The 16,158-nt window shown below is 64.1% G+C and carries 16 protein-coding genes; 6 read left to right on the top strand and 10 right to left on the bottom strand.

Going from position 1 to position 16,158, the window contains the following annotated elements; genetic code table 11:
* Window positions 1–98: 98 nt before the first annotated feature.
* Window positions 99–587, top strand: coding sequence for an SspB family protein (locus tag QO034_RS13770; protein WP_284486121.1), 489 nt, complete (start codon window positions 99–101; stop codon window positions 585–587).
* A 33-nt stretch (window positions 588–620) separates the two neighbouring features.
* Here QO034_RS13770 and QO034_RS13765 read toward each other — a convergent pair whose 3' ends face one another.
* Entirely contained in the window at window positions 621–1,181 is a 561-nt protein-coding gene (locus QO034_RS13765; RefSeq protein ID WP_284486120.1) for a hypothetical protein, read from the bottom strand.
* 212 nt (window positions 1,182–1,393) lie between these two features.
* On the opposite strand from QO034_RS13765, the gene fumC reads away from it, so the two are divergent.
* From fumC to QO034_RS13750, 3 genes are read left to right on the top strand one after another with little or no spacing between them, the layout of a single operon-like run.
* Window positions 1,394–2,785 carry a class II fumarate hydratase gene (fumC, locus tag QO034_RS13760; RefSeq protein WP_284486119.1) on the top strand — a complete coding sequence of 464 codons (1,392 nt, stop codon included), beginning with the start codon at window positions 1,394–1,396 and terminating at the stop codon, window positions 2,783–2,785.
* Window positions 2,785–2,961, top strand: a complete 177-nt coding sequence (locus tag QO034_RS13755) for a DUF4169 family protein (protein WP_284486118.1) — start codon at window positions 2,785–2,787, stop codon at window positions 2,959–2,961. Before fumC ends, QO034_RS13755 begins: the two co-directional genes overlap by 1 nt.
* On the top strand, window positions 2,958–3,194 hold the full coding sequence (locus QO034_RS13750; protein WP_284486117.1) for a ribbon-helix-helix domain-containing protein: 237 nt from the start codon (window positions 2,958–2,960) through the stop codon (window positions 3,192–3,194). Before QO034_RS13755 ends, QO034_RS13750 begins: the two co-directional genes overlap by 4 nt.
* Before the next feature lie 25 nt (window positions 3,195–3,219).
* Here QO034_RS13750 and QO034_RS13745 read toward each other — a convergent pair whose 3' ends face one another.
* The 3 genes from QO034_RS13745 to QO034_RS13735 form a co-directional block, all read right to left on the bottom strand.
* Window positions 3,220–4,569, bottom strand: a complete 1,350-nt coding sequence (locus QO034_RS13745; protein WP_284486116.1) for a cytochrome P450 — start codon at window positions 4,567–4,569, stop codon at window positions 3,220–3,222.
* A complete protein-coding gene (locus QO034_RS13740; protein ID WP_284486115.1) occupies window positions 4,566–5,783 on the bottom strand; it encodes a hypothetical protein in 1,218 nt (405 codons plus the stop codon). The genes QO034_RS13745 and QO034_RS13740 overlap by 4 nt, the downstream gene beginning before the upstream one ends.
* A 129-nt stretch (window positions 5,784–5,912) precedes the next feature.
* Window positions 5,913–6,665 (bottom strand): cytochrome c biogenesis CcdA family protein, encoded by a 753-nt coding sequence (locus QO034_RS13735; protein WP_284486114.1) that lies wholly within the window; start codon window positions 6,663–6,665, stop codon window positions 5,913–5,915.
* 106 nt (window positions 6,666–6,771) lie between these two features.
* Here QO034_RS13735 and QO034_RS13730 point away from each other — a divergent pair, with 106 nt between their 5' ends.
* Window positions 6,772–7,005 (top strand): sulfurtransferase TusA family protein, encoded by a 234-nt coding sequence (locus tag QO034_RS13730; protein WP_284486113.1) that lies wholly within the window; start codon window positions 6,772–6,774, stop codon window positions 7,003–7,005.
* 54 nt (window positions 7,006–7,059) lie between these two features.
* Here the strand turns inward: QO034_RS13730 and QO034_RS13725 are convergent, their stop codons facing one another.
* The gene (locus QO034_RS13725) at window positions 7,060–9,750 is read right to left on the bottom strand and encodes an Rne/Rng family ribonuclease (RefSeq protein WP_284486112.1); all 2,691 of its coding nucleotides are present in this window, start codon (window positions 9,748–9,750) and stop codon (window positions 7,060–7,062) included.
* 503 nt (window positions 9,751–10,253) lie between these two features.
* Here QO034_RS13725 and QO034_RS13720 point away from each other — a divergent pair.
* Entirely contained in the window at window positions 10,254–10,985 is a 732-nt protein-coding gene (locus QO034_RS13720; RefSeq protein ID WP_284486111.1) for a TorF family putative porin, read from the top strand.
* Between the two features lie 28 nt (window positions 10,986–11,013).
* Here the strand turns inward: QO034_RS13720 and QO034_RS13715 are convergent, their stop codons facing one another.
* Genes QO034_RS13715 through purS form a run of 5 tightly spaced genes read right to left on the bottom strand, consistent with a single transcriptional unit; the run spans window position 11,014 to window position 16,122 of the window.
* Window positions 11,014–12,348, bottom strand: a complete 1,335-nt coding sequence (locus QO034_RS13715) for a sigma-54-dependent transcriptional regulator (RefSeq protein ID WP_284486110.1) — start codon at window positions 12,346–12,348, stop codon at window positions 11,014–11,016.
* 13 nt (window positions 12,349–12,361) lie between these two features.
* Window positions 12,362–14,134 (bottom strand): sensor histidine kinase, encoded by a 1,773-nt coding sequence (locus QO034_RS13710; protein WP_407696766.1) that lies wholly within the window; start codon window positions 14,132–14,134, stop codon window positions 12,362–12,364.
* Window positions 14,135–14,170: 36 nt separating this feature from the next.
* Window positions 14,171–14,839: a phosphoribosylformylglycinamidine synthase subunit PurQ gene (gene purQ / locus QO034_RS13705; protein WP_284486108.1), complete on the bottom strand. Its 669-nt coding sequence runs from the start codon at window positions 14,837–14,839 to the stop codon at window positions 14,171–14,173.
* Between the two features lie 12 nt (window positions 14,840–14,851).
* Window positions 14,852–15,892 (bottom strand): alcohol dehydrogenase catalytic domain-containing protein, encoded by a 1,041-nt coding sequence (locus QO034_RS13700; protein ID WP_284486107.1) that lies wholly within the window; start codon window positions 15,890–15,892, stop codon window positions 14,852–14,854.
* Window positions 15,892–16,122, bottom strand: coding sequence for a phosphoribosylformylglycinamidine synthase subunit PurS (purS, locus tag QO034_RS13695; RefSeq protein WP_284486106.1), 231 nt, complete (start codon window positions 16,120–16,122; stop codon window positions 15,892–15,894). Before purS ends, QO034_RS13700 begins: the two co-directional genes overlap by 1 nt.
* Window positions 16,123–16,158: the final 36 nt, after the last annotated feature.

The following is a 16,158-nucleotide window of genomic DNA, read 5'->3' as shown; positions in this document are numbered from 1 at the left end:
AACTATTTCCCGCCATGACAGGCTTTCGTTTCTAATCGAATCCCCTATGCTGATTTCAGCCAGAGCGGCAGCCTATTGGGTCAGACTGGGGAAAGCCGATGTCCCGCGACATAGATTACGGAAACCTGATGCACGCGGCCATGCGTGGTCTGATCAAGACCGTGTTGCAGGATGTTGCCGACAATGGCCTTCCGGGGGCGCACCATTTCTTCATCACTTTCGACACCTCCCATCCCGACACGGAAATGGCGGACTGGCTGTCGGACCGCTATCCGGGCGAGATGACGGTGGTGATCCAGCACTGGTTCGACAATCTCGTGGTCGGGCAGGACGGATTTTCAGTTACGCTCAACTTCGGGGATTCTCCGGAACCGCTCTATATTCCTTATGACGCGATCAAGACCTTCGTCGATCCGTCGGTGGAATTCGGGTTGCGGTTTGAATCCGCCGAGGAGGACGAGGAAGACGAAGACGCGACACCGCCGCCCGCCTCCACCAACACCGCCCCGATGGAAGAAGACGCCAAGGAAGCCGCGAAACCGGATGCGCAGGTCGTGTCCCTGGACAGTTTCCGCAAGCAACCCTGACGCGATCAGGCCCCGCGTTTCTGCGCCGTCAGGCTACTTCCGGTCAAGAAAGGCTTTGGTCGTGCGCCGCTGGGTTCCGTTGCTGATCCGGCTGAATTCCAGATTCAGGCCGCCTTCGGTCAGGGTCCGGTCGAACTGTTGCAGCTCATACCCGCCGTCCGCATCGACGAAGAGGGAGTAGACCGTCAGCGTATCGCCGATCACGCGCGCCCAGACGTAGGGTTCGCCCTTCATCGGGTCCAGTTGAACCTCATGTCCGAACACGTTCTTCTTCATCGCGGCGGCATAGACGCCTTCCCTGTCGCTCGGGAGGAAAGAAATCTCGTAGGTGTTTTCCTTGGTGCGGCCTTCGGACCTGTGCGTCACCGTCGTCCATTTCACGACAAAGCCCTTGGCGGTCGTCGAGATCGAAACGCTCATGTCCCTCGGGGATGCCGATCCATCATCGTTCACGATCTCGGCGGAGCCGGAGTAATCGCCGACAAACTGGCTGATATCGGCTCGCGTTGGAACGGCAAACCAGCAGAACAGGCTCGCCAGGATCCCGATCAGCAAGACATGTGAAAACGGCTGCGACCGGGACATGTTCGACATCTCTGCGATCCTCTTTCCTATGCAAGGCCCGGAGGCGGGCCAGGCGGGGCCATCCACACCGGCACCATACTACGTGACGCGGGAAGGACAATATTCCAGTTCCTGTCCGGCCCGTGAAATGCCCGGCCTGCGGCTGTGCGCAACTGGCCAATTGCACCCGTCCCGCCCTCCCGGTAAACCGCTGGCGACCATAGACCTGACGGAGAGTTCCGATGTCCAATACCCGCACAGAAACCGACAGCTTCGGCCCGCTCGAGGTTCCCGCCGACAAATACTGGGGGGCCCAGACGCAGCGTTCGATCCTGAACTTTCCGATCGGGTGGGAAAAGCAGCCCGTCGCCATCGTGCGCGCGCTCGGCGTCATCAAGAAGGCCTGCGCGCAGGCCAACATGGAACTGGGATCGCTGGACGAGACGCGCGGCAAGGCCATCATGCAGGCCGCCGGAGAAGTGATCGAGGGCAAGCTGGACGACAACTTCCCGCTGGTCGTGTGGCAGACCGGATCGGGCACGCAATCCAACATGAACGCCAACGAAGTGATCGCCAACCGCGCCATCGAGATACTGGGCGGCGTGATCGGCTCCAAGGACCCCGTGCATCCCAACGATCACTGCAACATGGGCCAGTCCTCCAACGACACCTTCCCGACCGCGATGCACATCTCCGCCGCCATGACCGCGCATCAGGTGCTGTTGCCCGGCCTTGAAAAGCTGCACACGGCCCTTCAGGCCAAGGTCGCGGAATTCGATGGCATCATCAAGATCGGCCGGACCCACACGCAGGACGCCACGCCTCTGACGCTCAGCCAGGAGTTTTCGGGTTATACCCACCAGGTCGCCATGGGCATCCAGCGGGTCAAGGACGCGCTGGGGCGCATCTACGAACTGGCGCAGGGCGGCACCGCCGTCGGCACCGGTCTGAACACGAAAACGGGCTGGGCCGAGATGGTCTCCGCCAATATGGCCGAGATCACCGGCCTGCCCTTTGTCACCGCGCCCAACAAGTTCGAGGCTCTGGCCGCCCATGACGCGATGGTCGAACTGTCCGGCGCGCTCAAGACCGTGGCGGTCAGCCTCTTCAAGATCGCCAACGACATCCGCCTGCTGGGGTCCGGTCCGCGCTGCGGCCTCGGCGAACTGATCCTGCCGGAGAACGAGCCGGGCAGTTCGATCATGCCCGGCAAGGTCAACCCGACACAGTGCGAGGCGCTGACCCAGGTCTGCGCCCACGTGATGGGCAACGATGCCGCCGTCGGTTTCGCCGGCAGCCAGGGCCATTTCGAACTCAATGTCTACAAGCCGATGATGTCCTACAACGTGTTGCAGTCCATGCAGCTTCTGGGCGACGCCGCCAGCGCATTCACCGACAACCTCGTCGACGGGTTGAAGGCCGACAGGGTGCGCATCGAGAAACTGATGCGGGAGTCGCTGATGCTGGTCACGGCCCTTGCGCCCGAGATCGGTTATGACAATGCCACGAAGGTCGCCAAGACCGCTCACAAGAATGGCACCACCCTGAAGGAAGAGGCCATCGCGCTCGGCTTCGTCGATGAAGCCACCTTTGACCGGGTCGTGCGCCCGGAACTGATGGTCGGGCCGAAGTAATGGCGCAACCGGTCAATCTCAACCGGTTTCGCAAGGACAAGGCGCGGACCGACAAGAAGGCCCGCGCCGACGAGAACGCCGTGAAATTCGGCCGAAGCAAGGCCGAGCGCGACCTGGACAGGGCGCGCGCGGACAAGGCGCGGCGCGATCTGGACGGCCACAAGGGCGACGCATGACCCAGCGCCCCCGCAAACGTTCCCTGTCGCTGCGCGGGCATCGCACCTCGGTGTCGCTGGAAGACGAGTTCTGGGATGCGTTCCGCGCCATCGCACAGGCCCGGAACCAGCCGATCAACGCTCTTGCCGCACGCATTGACGCCGAACGCGGTCCCGACATCGGATTGGCCTCGGCGATGCGCCTGTTCGTTCTGCGGCACTACCGGAACGCCGGCCGCGACGCCAAGGACTGACCCCGGTCGAAAGTCGGCGGCCCCGCTATCTCCGGCGAACCCGCAGGAAAATGCCGTCACGCGACCGGACCGTAAGATGCGCCACCGGAACGGGTGTCCGCCCGGGCACGATGTCGAACCTGAAATCGCGCAGAAGAGTCGACAGGATCAACGGTCCCTCGACCATCGCGAACCCGGCCCCCGGACAGACCCGCGGCCCGGCGGAAAACGGAATGTAGGCCCTCCGCTGGCAGGCCCGGCCATTCTCGGTGGACCATCTGTCCGGGTCGAACCCGTCGGGATTGTCCCACAACCGCTCGTGCCGGTGCAGGTGCCAGGGGCTGATCACAAGTTGCGATCCGGCGGGAACGGGGCGGCCCCTGAACCGGTCCGGGCAGCGTGCTTCGCGCACCATCATCGGCACCGGAGGATAGAGCCGCAGGGCCTCGCGGAACACGTCCCGGCTCAGCCGCAACTGGCCGACCGTGGCGAAGGATGGCGCGGCCAGGGTTCCGGCTTCTTCGGCGACCCGGTCCTGCCAATCCGGGAACAGCGCCAGCAGGTAAAGCGACCAGGCCAGCGCAGAGGCGCTGGTTTCATGCCCGGCAAGGAAAAAGATCGCCACCTGGTCGACCATTTCCCTCGTATCGAACGGCGCTCCGGTTTCCGGGTCGGCGGTCGTCATGATCTTGGTCGCCAGATCGTCCGGGGCGCGGTTTTCGCGGATCTCGGCCGTCCTCCGTTGCGTCATCTGCGTGATCAACGCCCGGATCTCGGTCGCGGCGCGATCGCGCCGGCGCGGCAGAACGCCCGACGCCCACAACGGCAACGGGACCAGCGCCGCCAGGTTCAGAATCGGCTGACGGCGCTGATAGATCCGAAACAGGCTGAACGTCCGTTCTGCGACCGCGTCGTCGATCGGGATCGAGAACAGGGTGCGAAAGATCACATCCGCCGCCGCGTGGCTCATGGCGTTCTCGATTTCGACCACGGTATCGACACGCCCGAACAGCCGCGCCCGCGCCGCCTCGGCTGCCGCCTGCATGGCCGGGAAGGTATCGCGTAACCGCCCTCCGGCAAAGGCCGGATCGATGATACGTCTCTGACGCCGCCAGGCCGCGCCATTGCTCAGAAAGACCGAATTGCCCAATAAAGGGCGCAATCCCCGACCGATACGCTCGGATTTCGGAAACTCTTCCGGCCGTTCGCGAAGCACCTCCCGGATCAGCTCCGGCTGGTTGATCAGGAAGGACCGGAAGAACGGCGTCCTGAATTCCGCCATCCACGCCCGGTAGAGACGCGCGGGCTGGGCGGACAGGATATCCTCGCGAAACAGCCGCATGTACCGGCGCAACGACACCCGATCGGAACGCGCCGCAGGTTTGGGCGGAATCATGGGGCGACCGACGTGTATCCGGACACCGGCACGTCGATGCGCGATGCCGACGAGGACCTTCCGGCAAATCGCTCCCTCAGCGTTTCGGGTCCGGCCGTGATCCGGAAGTAGTCATAAACGCCCGGCCTGTCGAACGCGCAGAGATACTGAAAATGCAGCCGGAAAAAGCGCCAGCGCAGCTCCGACCATCGTTGTTCCGAAAGGGTCTGGGTGAAAGCCGCGGATATCACCAGCGGCCAGCGCTTGCCCGGCGGCGCGACCCCGCTGACCGCGACCGGGTCGCAAAGCGCAAAGGAACACCCATCGCCGGGGGCGGAAACATCGACCCAGGTCAGATCCTCGCGCGTGCTCAGAACCCGAAGATCCCTGCGCAACCGACGCGCACCGGGCAGGAAAGACACCATCGGGACCACCTGCCCCAACGACAGGAAGCCGAGCGCCGGCGCCCGCCCCTGCGCGGCCACCTGTGCCAGGACCGAAACCGCCACATGGACACCGGAAGAATGTCCGACGACCAGAACCTCGTCCACATCGTCCTGCAAGGCCGCGCCGATCCGTTCCGCGAAGACCGCGATACGCGCCTCAAGCTCCGGCGGGTCAGCACCCAGTCCCTGGGTGCTATAGGCGAAATCGTGCATCAGGTAATATGCGAAAAAGGTTCCGTCGCGCGCCCGGAACCAGCGCAGGATGATCACGACCGAACCGCAGGCCAGCGCCGCCGCCGGCACCGTCCCGACGACCCCGCCAAGGAATGCGATCACCGCCAAGGCCAGCAGCCACCCCACGGTCGCCGCAAGACCCAATTGCAGGACAAGCACCAGGACCGGATACAGCGCCGCGATCACGGGTCCCTTTCGAAGCCGCGCCAACCGTGCAAAGGCTCCGGTCCCGACATAGATGCCGACCGTGCGGATCATCTGTAGATAAGTCGCCGGAACCGAACCGGACATGCTCGCGCGCACGAGATCCGACCAGACCAGCACCTCCACATCCGTCCGCACCGTCGCGCCGTCCATCTCGGCCATCACATGCCAGCCGAAGATCGGGCCGCCTGTCCTGGCTGACAACTCGATCCGGTAGCCGGAAATCCGCGCCTGCTCCGCCGCTTCCCGGCGATAGAGCTCGCGATAGCGGCGGGCATGGACCGGATCGTAGCCGGGCACATAAAACACCCGGCGACGCCGCACCAGCCTGCCTGCCCCTTCCACGCGCATGTCGATCCCCCTCAGCCCCGCCTCGATCAACCCTGGCAAGAAAACCTGGCCGGTGTCTTCCTCTTGCCACAAATACTCTCGGGGGTGAATTGGCCGCAAGGCCAAGAGGGGGCCGACGGCCCCCTGCCCTCAGCCGAGGGTCGCAAGCGCCGGGAACTGTTCCAGAAGCCAATAGGAAAAACTGGAAAACCCGCCGGTCAGCATCAAGAGACCGATGGTCCACAAGAGCAGTCCCATGACCCGCTCTATCTGTTCCATGTGCCGCTTCATCCAGCCCATGACTCCGCCGAGACGCGGCAGGTAAGCGGCCACGAGAAGAAACGGCACGCCGAGCCCCATCGCATAGACCGCCAGCAAGGTCGTGCCCCGCGCAACGGACGCTTCGGTGGCCGCGAGCGACAGGATCGCGCCCAGTTGCGGTCCGATGCAGGGTGTCCAACCGAAGGCGAAGGCCAGGCCCAGAACATAGGCCCCGAAGGCGCTGCCCCCCCGGTCTCCGGCGTCGATCCGGGCCTCGCGGTCCAGGAACCCGATCCGGTAGACCCCGACGAAATGCGCGCCGAAAATCATCACCAGAACGCCCGCGACCGTGTTGAACCACCCCTGGTATTGCAGGAACATCGTTCCGATCGCCGAGGCGGTGAACCCGAGCAACAGGAACACCGTGGACAGGCCCAGCACGAAGAAGACCGCCGGCAGCAACGCCTTGTTGCGTGCTGCCCTTCCGCTGCCCAGGTCCGACAGCGACACGCCGCTCATATAGGCCAGGTAGGGCGGCACGATAGGCAGCACGCAGGGCGACAGGAAACTGACGATCCCCGCCGCCAGCGCCACGATCATCGCCGGCAGCAGGCCCGCATCTATGATGTCAATTCCGAACATGCCGCCGGTGATAGGCCATCCTCGCGCCAAGGTCACGCGGTGTTCCGTCGCAGGAACTATCACAACCTTGTGGACAGGGCGAAACATCCGACATATCTGACCACGCATGACCGAAACCACGGAAACCCTGGACGCCACCGGGCTGTTGTGCCCGCTTCCCGTCCTCAAGGCCCGCAAGCGGCTGAAATCGCTTCCCGATGGCGCGATTCTCGACATGCTTGCGGACGATCCCGCCGCGATGATCGATGTGCCGCATTTCTGCGCGGAATCGGGTCACGCGCTGCTGTCGCAGGCGGATTGCGGCACCCATCAGATCTACCGGATCCGCAAGGCCGGATAAGAAAAGGCGGGCCCTGAGGCCCGCCTGGTTTCCGGTCTTTTCCCTGCCGATGGGCTAGCTGCCGAGCGACCACCAGCCGCGGCGTTTCGGTTTGTCCGGTTCGGCCCCGGCTGTGGCCGGTTCCTGGACAGCGGGTTCCGCCGCGGGCGGTTCAGGGGCTTCCTGCGCAACAGGTTCGGCGCGCGCGACCGGCTCTGCCGGTTCGGCCGCCGCATCGGCGGCAACCTTCTCGGCCGCCTCGGCCTCTGTCTTCGCCTTGGACTTGCTCGCGCGCGGTGCGCGGGTGCGTTTCGGCTTGGGCTTGACCTCCGCTTCCGCGGTTTCGGCCTCGGGCGTCTGCTCGGCGGCAGCCACATCCTCGGCCGCGGCGCTGTCCTCGACAGGCGTTTCCGCGTCAGCCGGTGTCTTCGCACTTGATCGGGAAGACGAAGACCGTGACCGGGACGACCGCTTGCGCTTGGGCGCGGGTTGCTCCGCATCGTCGCCAGAGGTCACGGAATCGTCCTGAACCGTGACTGCCTCCGCCGCAACAGGTTCGGCATCGGTCGCAGTGACGGCGTCCGGTTTTTCCGACGTATCGCCGTCAGCCGCATCCGCCGTATCCGCCGTTGAATCGTCGCCATCCGCCCCGTTGGAATACGCACCGGACTTGCTGCGCCGCCGACGGCGACGGCGCTTCCGCTTCGGCTTTGCCTCACCGTCATCGGTGTCGTCGGGCGCGGCCTCCGCGACGTCTTCATCTTCGGGATCGGCCGCGTCATCCGCATCGATCTGATCCATCAGCGACGTGTCGACCGACACGACCGGAGCCGTCGCGACGGGCACCGCACGGGTCGCCGTCTTGAACTTTTCAAGCGCGAAATCCGGGCTGACCAGGTGCGGGTCGCCTTCTATGCGCACCGAAAGCCCATACCGGCTTTCGATCTGGGCCACATGTTCGCGTTTCTGGTTCATCAGGAAGTTGGCAATGTTGACCGGGCAGCGCACGAGAACCTCGCGCGACCGGCGCCGCACGCCTTCTTCCTCGATCTGGCGCAGGATCGACAACGCCATGTTGTCGTCAGACCGGATAAGCCCGGTGCCGTGACAGACCGCGCAAGGCTGCGTCGTGGCTTCGATCATGCCGGGGCGCAGGCGTTGGCGGCTCATCTCCATCAGGCCGAAACCGGAAATCCGGCCGACCTGAATACGCGCCCGGTCGGTCTTCAGCCGGTCTTTCAGACGCTTTTCCACGGCCGCGTTATTCTTGCGCTCGTCCATGTCGATATAGTCGATCACGATCAGGCCGGCGAGATCGCGCAGGCGCAACTGCCGCGCCACCTCGTCGCTGGCCTCGAGGTTCGTCTTGAGCGCGGTCTCCTCGATGCTGCCTTCCTTGGTCGCCCGGCCGGAGTTCACGTCGATCGCCACCAGCGCCTCGGTGACTCCGATCACGATGTAGCCGCCGGATTTCAGCTGCACCGTCGGGTTGAACATCGCACCCAGATAGCTTTCCACCTGGTAGCGCGCAAAAAGCGGCATCGGATCGGTGTATTGCTTCACGTTCTTGGCATGGGACGGCATGATCATCTTCATGAAGTCCTTGGCGATGCGATAGCCGCGCTCACCCTCTACGAACACCTCGTCTATGTCCCTGTTGTAGAGATCACGGATCGACCGCTTGATCAGGTCGCCTTCCTCGTAGATCTTGGCGGGCGCGATCGATTTCAGCGTCAGTTCGCGGATCTGTTCCCAAAGGCGCTGAAGGTATTCATAGTCGCGCTTGATCTCGGCCTTGGTGCGCTTGGCGCCCGCTGTGCGCACGATCAGGCCCGCGCCCTTGGGCACGTCGATCTCGCTGGCGATCTCCTTCAGCTTCTTGCGGTCCGCGGCATTGGTGATCTTGCGGGAAATGCCGCCGCCGCGCGCGGTGTTCGGCATCAGCACGCAATAGCGCCCGGCGAGGCTCAGATAGGTGGTCAGCGCCGCACCCTTGTTGCCGCGCTCTTCCTTGACCACCTGCACCAGCAGCACCTGGCGGACCTTGATCACCTCCTGGATCTTGTAGCGGCGCGGACGCGGCTTGCGTGGCGGTCGGATGTCTTCGATATCGTCCTCATCGGCGATGGATTCGATGCTGTCGTCCTTCTCGGCCGCATCCGGACCTTCGCTGTCGGCGCCGTCATCGTCATCGTCGTCGGGCAGATCGTCCTCGTCCGGTTCCTCGACCGGCGTTTCCGCGACCGTATCCATCGGCGACAAACCTTCCGGCGTCTCGGCGACATCCACGTCCGAGTCGTCGTCATCGCCAAGGTCGATGGTTTCCATGCCGCTGATTTCGGGTTCGACGTCCTTCGTCACCGTCGCATCATCGGATGTGACCTCGGACGCGCGAGTCCGGGACCGCGACCGGGAAACGCGGCGCGAGCGGCCGGGTTTCTCTTCTTCGGTTTCGTCGCGCGCCTTCAGCGATTCCGCATAGGCGCGCTCTTCCTCCATCAGCGCCTCGCGGTCGGCGATGGGGATCTGGTAGTAGTCCGGGTGAATCTCGGAAAAGGCGAGGAATCCGTGCCGGTTCCCGCCGTATTCCACAAAGGCCGCCTGAAGCGACGGTTCGACCCGTGTTACCTTTGCGAGATAGATGTTGCCAGCCAGCTGGCGTTTGTTCTCGGACTCAAAATCGAACTCTTCAACCTTGTTTCCGTCCACCACCACGACGCGGGTTTCTTCCGCGTGGGTGGCATCGATAAGCATTTTCTTGGCCATGTTTCCTTGGTGCACAATCGCAAATACGCCCGTCCGGGCGGACGCGCGCGTTTGGGATGGTGTCTTGTCAGGGCGATTTCAGACGCTGCGCGGCAGGGTCCGGCCGTTGGCCTCCCTGCCGATGTGCTCAAAGCGTGCGCGCGCGTCATCGCGGTTCTTCTCCGACAGGCCGGGACGGTCCCTTGCCTGCCCATTCTATTCCCTTGCTCGTTTGTCAGAAAGCAAAGGCACTACACCGGCCTCCTGAGAGGCCCAATCGGTCTGCCCGGCCCGGCGCGGAAGGCATATCTGCGCTTGTCCGAAACAGCGAAACTCAATCCGGATCGTCTGTCGCGCAAAGGCGACAGGTCCATTCAGCCAACATAAGGGCAGCACGCCCCGGTTGACAATGGGCATTCTGCACGACAGGCGGGGGCAAGCGCCGGAAACGGACCAGCAACCTGTCGCAATTTCAGCGGGCGTGCTAACGTCATGGGGAAGAAATAACAACAGACGGGCCGAAAATGGACGCTCCCGCATACCGGGCAGAAAAAAAACCGGCTAACCTTATTGGTGCGGCGATCCTGGCCATTCCAGCGTTATTCTGGGCATTCGAAGGCAAGGCCCAGACGGATCTCATTCCCGAATCGCAACTTCGCTACTTTGCCGGCCTGACCGTCGCGAGCGACTACGTCAACAACGGCATCAGCATGACAAACGGCCTCCCGACGATCCAGCCGCTCCTGGAACTGGACTGGCGCGGCTTTTACGCCGGCACGGTCGTATCCTACGTGCGGCAGGCATCGAACCGTGCCGAGTTCGATTTCTACCTAGGTTATCGAAAGAAGCTGCGCAACGGGATGTATTTCGACACAGGCTACCGCCGGTTCGTGCTGAACGACACGCTGGACTGCTGCGGGGAATTCAAGCTGCGCCTGTTGTCGCCCCTGGCGGGCGATCTCGCGGGCGAGGTCTATTTCGGATACAACCCGCAACTGGACTCGTTCAACCGGCGCGGCCGCCTGCTGTGGTCCGTGACCGACGATCTGACCGCCTCGGCCGCCTATGGCGAAACCAGTGCCAACCAGAACGAATACTGGGACGCGGGCGTGACCTATGCGCTGACCGGCAAGCTGTCGGTCGATCTGCGCTATCAGGGTTCGGAAACCGGCGATGTCGGCGTCGTCGTCAAACTGTCCTGGGCCACGGTGGAAAACAGTCTCGCCCGCATCCTGGCGAACCCGCTGGGCCAGTGAAGACCACATGCCCGCCTGACGACTCCGGTCAGAGATAGTCGGACCGCTGCAAGCCGTATTTCGCCATTTTCTCGTTCAGTGTCCGGCGCGGCAGGCACAGTTCGTCCATCACGGCGGCGATCGATCCCTTGTGCCGGCGCATCGTGTTGTCGATCAGCATCCGTTCGAACGCCTCGACATATTCCTTCAGCGGCTTGCCTTCCGTCGTCATCACCGGCTGCATCTCGTCGTGGTCGGACATCAGCAGGGATGCGATCGTCCCGCTTCCGCGTCGGGACTGAAGCACTGCCCGTTCGGCGATATTGATCAGTTGGCGCACGTTGCCCGGCCAGGGCGCCTGCAACAGCTGCGCGGCCTCCTGAGCACTGACTTTCGGAGCCTCGCAGCCGTATTCGTCCGCGAACTGTTCCGACAGGCGGGTGAACAGCGTCAGGATGTCCTCGCCGCGCTGGCGCAGCGGCGGCACCGTGATCCGCAACGCGGCTAGGCGGTAGAACAGGTCGGGACGCAGGACGTCCTCGCTGGTGCGACCGGCCTCCTGCAAATTGCTGATCGCCACGATGCGGGTTTCCGCCGGCGTGCCCTGCTCGTTGATCACGCTGAGCAGCTTGGCCTGCATGGTCTCGCTGAGCGCCTCGATGTCTTCCAGCACCAGCGTTCCGCCGCGGGCCTCCTCGATTGCGGGCAGTTGTTCGTCCTCCGGCAGCATGGGACCGAATAGCCGCTTTGCCAGCGCGTCCTCTTCCAACGCGGCGCAGCTGATCAGCACGAATTTCTTGCCGGCGCGGCTGCCCACCGCATGCAACGCATGGGCCACCAGTGTCTTGCCGGTGCCGGTTTCGCCGTCGATCAGCACATGGCCATCCGCCTGCCCCAGATCGAGGATATCTTCTTTCAGCCGTTCCATCGCCGGGCTGGCGCCGATCAGCTTGTTCATCAGCTGGGTGCCGTCGCTCAACTCGCGCCGCAGCGCGCGGTTGTCCAGAACCAGACGCCGGGCCCCGGTCGCCCGCTTGGCAAGCGCGCTCATCCGGTCCGGGTTGAACGGCTTCTCCAGGAAATCGAAGGCCCCGACGCGCATCGCCTCGACCGCCATCGGCACGTCACCATGTCCGGTGATCATGATGACCGGCAGCGCGCTGTCCGTTCCCATCAGTTTCTTCAGGAACTGCATCCCGTCCATGCCCGGCATCTTGATGTCGGAAATCACGATCCCCGGATATTCCGGCCCAAGAGCCTTCAGTGCGTCTTCGGCGCTGGCAAAGGTTTCCGTATCGTATCCGGACAGGGCCAGCCACTGGCTGATCGACTGGCGCATGTCCTGTTCGTCATCCACAATTGCTATCTTCATGGCCTGCGCCATTGGTCCACCCTCATCATTCCGCAGCTTCGACACCGGTTTCCAGTATCGGCAACTGCATTTCGAAAACCGCGCCACCATCGCGCCCGTTGCGCGCGCTCAGGCGTCCACCGAGGTCGTTGACGATCCCGGACGAGATGGCAAGCCCCAATCCGACCCCGTCGCCGGGCTGCTTGGTAGTGTAGAACGGCTCGAAAATCGACTCCAGATCCTCGATACCGTCGCCATTGTCGCGCACGGTCAGGGTGGCGGTTTCCCCGGCGGCGAGAATGATCTGAACTTCCGGATTGCGCACCGATTTCGTGGCATCCAGCGCGTTGCGCAAGAGGTTCACCATCACCTGTTCGATGCGCAGCCGGTCGCCCATCACCCAGACCTGCTCCTCGGGCAGGATCCGCGCGATCTCGACCTTTCTCTGGCGCAGCTGCGGTTCCATCATCGACAGCGCCGCGGCCAGCGCATCGCCCATGTTTACCGGGGTCAGCGTGTCTCCGCCCTTGCGCGCATAGGATTTCAACTGCCGCGTGATCGCGCCCATCCGGTCCAGCAGATCGTCGATCCGCCCGAAGGACGACAGCGCTTCTTCCGGGCGGTTGCGCCGCAGCAGGAGCCGCGCGCCCGCCAGGTAGGTTTTCATCGCCGCCAGCGGCTGGTTCAATTCATGGCTGACGGCCGCCGACATTTCACCGAGCGCGGCCAGTTTCGAGGACTGCGCCAGCGTCTGTTCGGCCACCGCAAGCGTTTCCTGCACCCGTTCCCGTTCGGCGATTTCCCGCTGCAAGCGGCTGTTCAACGCGCGAAGTTCTGCCGACTCGCGCTGGAACAAGGCCATGCGGAGGGCCGTGCGCCGGCTGAGCGCGTAAAAGACCAGCGCCAACAAGATCGCGAATCCCATGATCTCGAGCGCGAGTATGCCATTCACCCGCTCGCGCACCGACGCATAGGTGGAAAACGAGGTCATGCGCCAGCCGCGGAACGGGATCTTGGATTCCATCCTGATCACCGCCTCGCCCTGCAGGTAAGCTTCCGCCGGCAGGGCGGTCCAGTCCGCCGTCGTGCGGATCGCGCGCTCGATCGCCCCTTGCGGCGTCTCCCGTTCCAGAGCCTCCTGTTCGCTCAGCCCGCGCCAGCGCGATTCCGTGGACAGGACAATCGTGCCGGTGCTGTCCGTGACCATGACCGCATCGGAAATGCCGCCCCAGGTCCGTTCGAACTTCTGCAGATCGACCTCGACCACGATCACGCCCAGGGTGTTGGAACCGCTTTCGATCTTGCGGGCATAGGTGAACCGATACCCGCCGGATTCGCGTGGAATAACCGAAAAGATCGTGGAATTGGAGCGAATCGCATCCACGAAATAGGGTTCGCCGCGATGTTGGGAGCCGAGCCTGTTGCGGTCCGTCGCCGCCACCGTGCGCCCGTCCCCGTCCAGGAGCATCAGAGAGGCGGCGCCGATTTCCTCTACGAAAGAGATCAGTCTCTGGGTCGACTGGCTGTAGTCGCTCGAATTCAGCGCCCCGATGAGGGTCGGATCGCGGGCCAGCAACTGCGGAACGATGGCATTTCGGCTCAGTTCGCTTTGCAGGTTGCCGCCGTAAAGAAGCAGCCGAAGCTCCGCCCGGTTGCGCGTGCTTTCGGTAAACCGGTCGGTCATCATCCGGTTCGTGACCCAGATCGTTCCCACGGCCACGATCAGCAGGATGACAAGTGCCAGCCGGACCCGCCAACTGATCCCGTCGGACCGAGGCCAGCCCGAGATCGGTTGATGAGGTTTCACGGGACTCTTCATGACAGTAAGTTACGCCTGCATCGGCGTTTGCTCAAGTCACGCGGGTGCAAGCGCCCCAACCAGCCCGCGGAACAGCGCCGCGCCATCGGTGCCGCCATGGCCCGCGTCCGCCGCGCGTTCCGGATGCGGCATCATCCCGAGCACCCGGCGGTTTTCCGACAGGATGCCGGCGATGTCCCCGACGGAGCCGTTGGGATTGCCGACATAGCGGAACGCCACCCGATCCTGGTCGTTCAGCGCGGTCAGGGTCTCGGGGTCGGCGAAATAGTTGCCGTCGTGATGCGCGATCGGGATGCCGATCACGTCGCCGGCGTTATAGGCGCCGGTAAAGGCGCTGCTGCTGGTCTGGACCCGAAGATCGACGGTCTTGCAGATGTATTTCAGCCCGGCATTGCGCAACAGGGCGCCCGGCAGGATCCCGGTTTCGGCGAGAACCTGGAACCCGTTGCAGACGCCAAACGCATATCCGCCCCGGTCCACATGCGCCCTGACTGCCCGGCAGATCGGCGACTGCGCGGCGATTGCCCCGCACCGCAGGTAGTCGCCATAGGAAAACCCGCCGGGAATGCCGACCAGGTCGATACCGTCGGGCAATGTGGTATCCTTGTGCCAGACCATCGTGACATGGGCACCGGCGGCCCGAAAGGCGACGGCAAGGTCGCGATCGCAGTTCGATCCGGGAAAGACGACGACGGCAGCACGCATGGGAAGGATCCTTCAGTTCAGGAAATCGGTGACAACGGCAACGCCCGGCGGAGCGGGCGTATCGAACGCGGCGAGTTCGCGGGTGACATCGGAGAGAGCGATGCGGCGTGTGATCAGCGGGGTCAGATCCACCTGCCCGCCCTCGATCAGCGACAGCAGCGACGGGTAGCGCCAGGCGGGCATCCCGCGGGTGCCATAGATTGCAAGCTGGCCGGAATAGACCGCGTCCATCGGCAAGCGCATTTCGACATGCGGGCCCGCCGGCATGCCGATCTGCACCATCCGTCCGAGCTTTCGCAGGGATCGGATCGCCGCCCGCGTCGTCGCGTCGATCCCCAGAGCCTCGATCGCCATGTGAGCCCCGCCGCCGGTCGCGTCACGCACCGCCTGCGCCGAATCGCAGGCGCTGGCATCCACGACGGCGTCTGCCCCCAGTTCGCGGGCATAGTGGAGCTTTTCCGGCACGACATCGACCACCACGACCCGCGCCCCAAGCGCCCGTCCCAACAGAAGCGCCGCGGTTCCGACCCCGCCGCCGCCGAAAATCGCCAGCCATTCGCCGGGGCGCAGGGCGGCGCGCCCGGTCAGCGCCTGCCACGCGGTGGTCACGCGGCACCCCAGCGCAGCCGCCAGGTCCGGCGCAACCGCGTCAGGCAGGGCTGTCAGATTGGCGTCGGCATGGGGCACCGCGATCTCCTCGGCAAAGGCGCCAGGCGCCGTGAAGCCCGGCAGCACCTGACCGGCACATATGGTCTGATGTCCCGCCGCGCAATCCGCGCAGCGTCCGCAGGCGAGAATGAAGGGCGCGATCACCCTGTCGCCGACCTTCCAGCCCCGCACATCGCCGCCCACGGCGATCACCTCTCCGCAATATTCATGCCCCGGCACATGCGGCAGGTCCACCGGATCGGCCCCGGTCCAGACATGCCAGTCGGACCGGCAGACGCCACAGGCCAGCACCTTGAGAACGACGCCGTCCCGGTCCGGATCGGGACCGGGCAAGTCGACCATCTCCAGCGGCGCGCGCCAACCGGTCAGCCGGGCCGCCCGCATTAACCCATGTCCACCGTGTAGGATTCGATCACCGTATTGGCCAGGAGCTTTTCGCACATCTCCCGGACGTCGGCTTCGGTCACGCCCTCGGCCAGGTCCAGTTCGATAACCTTGCCCTGCCGCACGCCGGTCACGCCTTCAAATCCCATCGCGCCGAGGGCGTGACGCACCGCTTCGCCCTGGGGATCCAGAACTCCGGTCTTGAGCATAACGTGAACCCTTGCCTTCATGGCATCACCCTTCTGGTCTGTTTCCGGCCCCGGCGG

This window comes from Sedimentitalea xiamensis (genome assembly GCF_030164465.1).
Lineage (GTDB): Bacteria > Pseudomonadota > Alphaproteobacteria > Rhodobacterales > Rhodobacteraceae > Sedimentitalea > Sedimentitalea xiamensis.
Note: the sequence above shows the minus strand (reverse complement) of the source record. Positions and strands in the feature narration are given on the sequence as shown.

Bases quoted from the DNA above. Each gene is read 5' to 3' on its own strand.
- purS (WP_284486106.1), bottom strand. From the start codon at position 16,122: ATGAAGGCAAGGGTTCACGTTATGCTCAAGACCGGAGTTCTGGATCCC.
- QO034_RS13740 (WP_284486115.1), bottom strand. From the start codon at position 5,783: ATGCGCGTGGAAGGGGCAGGCAGGCTGGTGCGGCGTCGCCGGGTGTTT.
- fumC (WP_284486119.1), top strand. From the start codon at position 1,394: ATGTCCAATACCCGCACAGAAACCGACAGCTTCGGCCCGCTCGAGGTT.
- QO034_RS13725 (WP_284486112.1), bottom strand. From the start codon at position 9,750: ATGGCCAAGAAAATGCTTATCGATGCCACCCACGCGGAAGAAACCCGC.
- QO034_RS13715 (WP_284486110.1), bottom strand. From the start codon at position 12,348: ATGGCGCAGGCCATGAAGATAGCAATTGTGGATGACGAACAGGACATG.
- QO034_RS13750 (WP_284486117.1), top strand. From the start codon at position 2,958: ATGACCCAGCGCCCCCGCAAACGTTCCCTGTCGCTGCGCGGGCATCGC.
- QO034_RS13730 (WP_284486113.1), top strand. From the start codon at position 6,772: ATGACCGAAACCACGGAAACCCTGGACGCCACCGGGCTGTTGTGCCCG.
- purQ (WP_284486108.1), bottom strand. From the start codon at position 14,839: ATGCGTGCTGCCGTCGTCGTCTTTCCCGGATCGAACTGCGATCGCGAC.
- QO034_RS13735 (WP_284486114.1), bottom strand. From the start codon at position 6,665: ATGTTCGGAATTGACATCATAGATGCGGGCCTGCTGCCGGCGATGATC.
- QO034_RS13765 (WP_284486120.1), bottom strand. From the start codon at position 1,181: ATGTCGAACATGTCCCGGTCGCAGCCGTTTTCACATGTCTTGCTGATC.
- QO034_RS13700 (WP_284486107.1), bottom strand. From the start codon at position 15,892: ATGCGGGCGGCCCGGCTGACCGGTTGGCGCGCGCCGCTGGAGATGGTC.
- QO034_RS13745 (WP_284486116.1), bottom strand. From the start codon at position 4,569: ATGATTCCGCCCAAACCTGCGGCGCGTTCCGATCGGGTGTCGTTGCGC.
- QO034_RS13720 (WP_284486111.1), top strand. From the start codon at position 10,254: ATGGACGCTCCCGCATACCGGGCAGAAAAAAAACCGGCTAACCTTATT.
- QO034_RS13710 (WP_407696766.1), bottom strand. From the start codon at position 14,134: ATGAAGAGTCCCGTGAAACCTCATCAACCGATCTCGGGCTGGCCTCGG.
- QO034_RS13755 (WP_284486118.1), top strand. From the start codon at position 2,785: ATGGCGCAACCGGTCAATCTCAACCGGTTTCGCAAGGACAAGGCGCGG.
- QO034_RS13770 (WP_284486121.1), top strand. From the start codon at position 99: ATGTCCCGCGACATAGATTACGGAAACCTGATGCACGCGGCCATGCGT.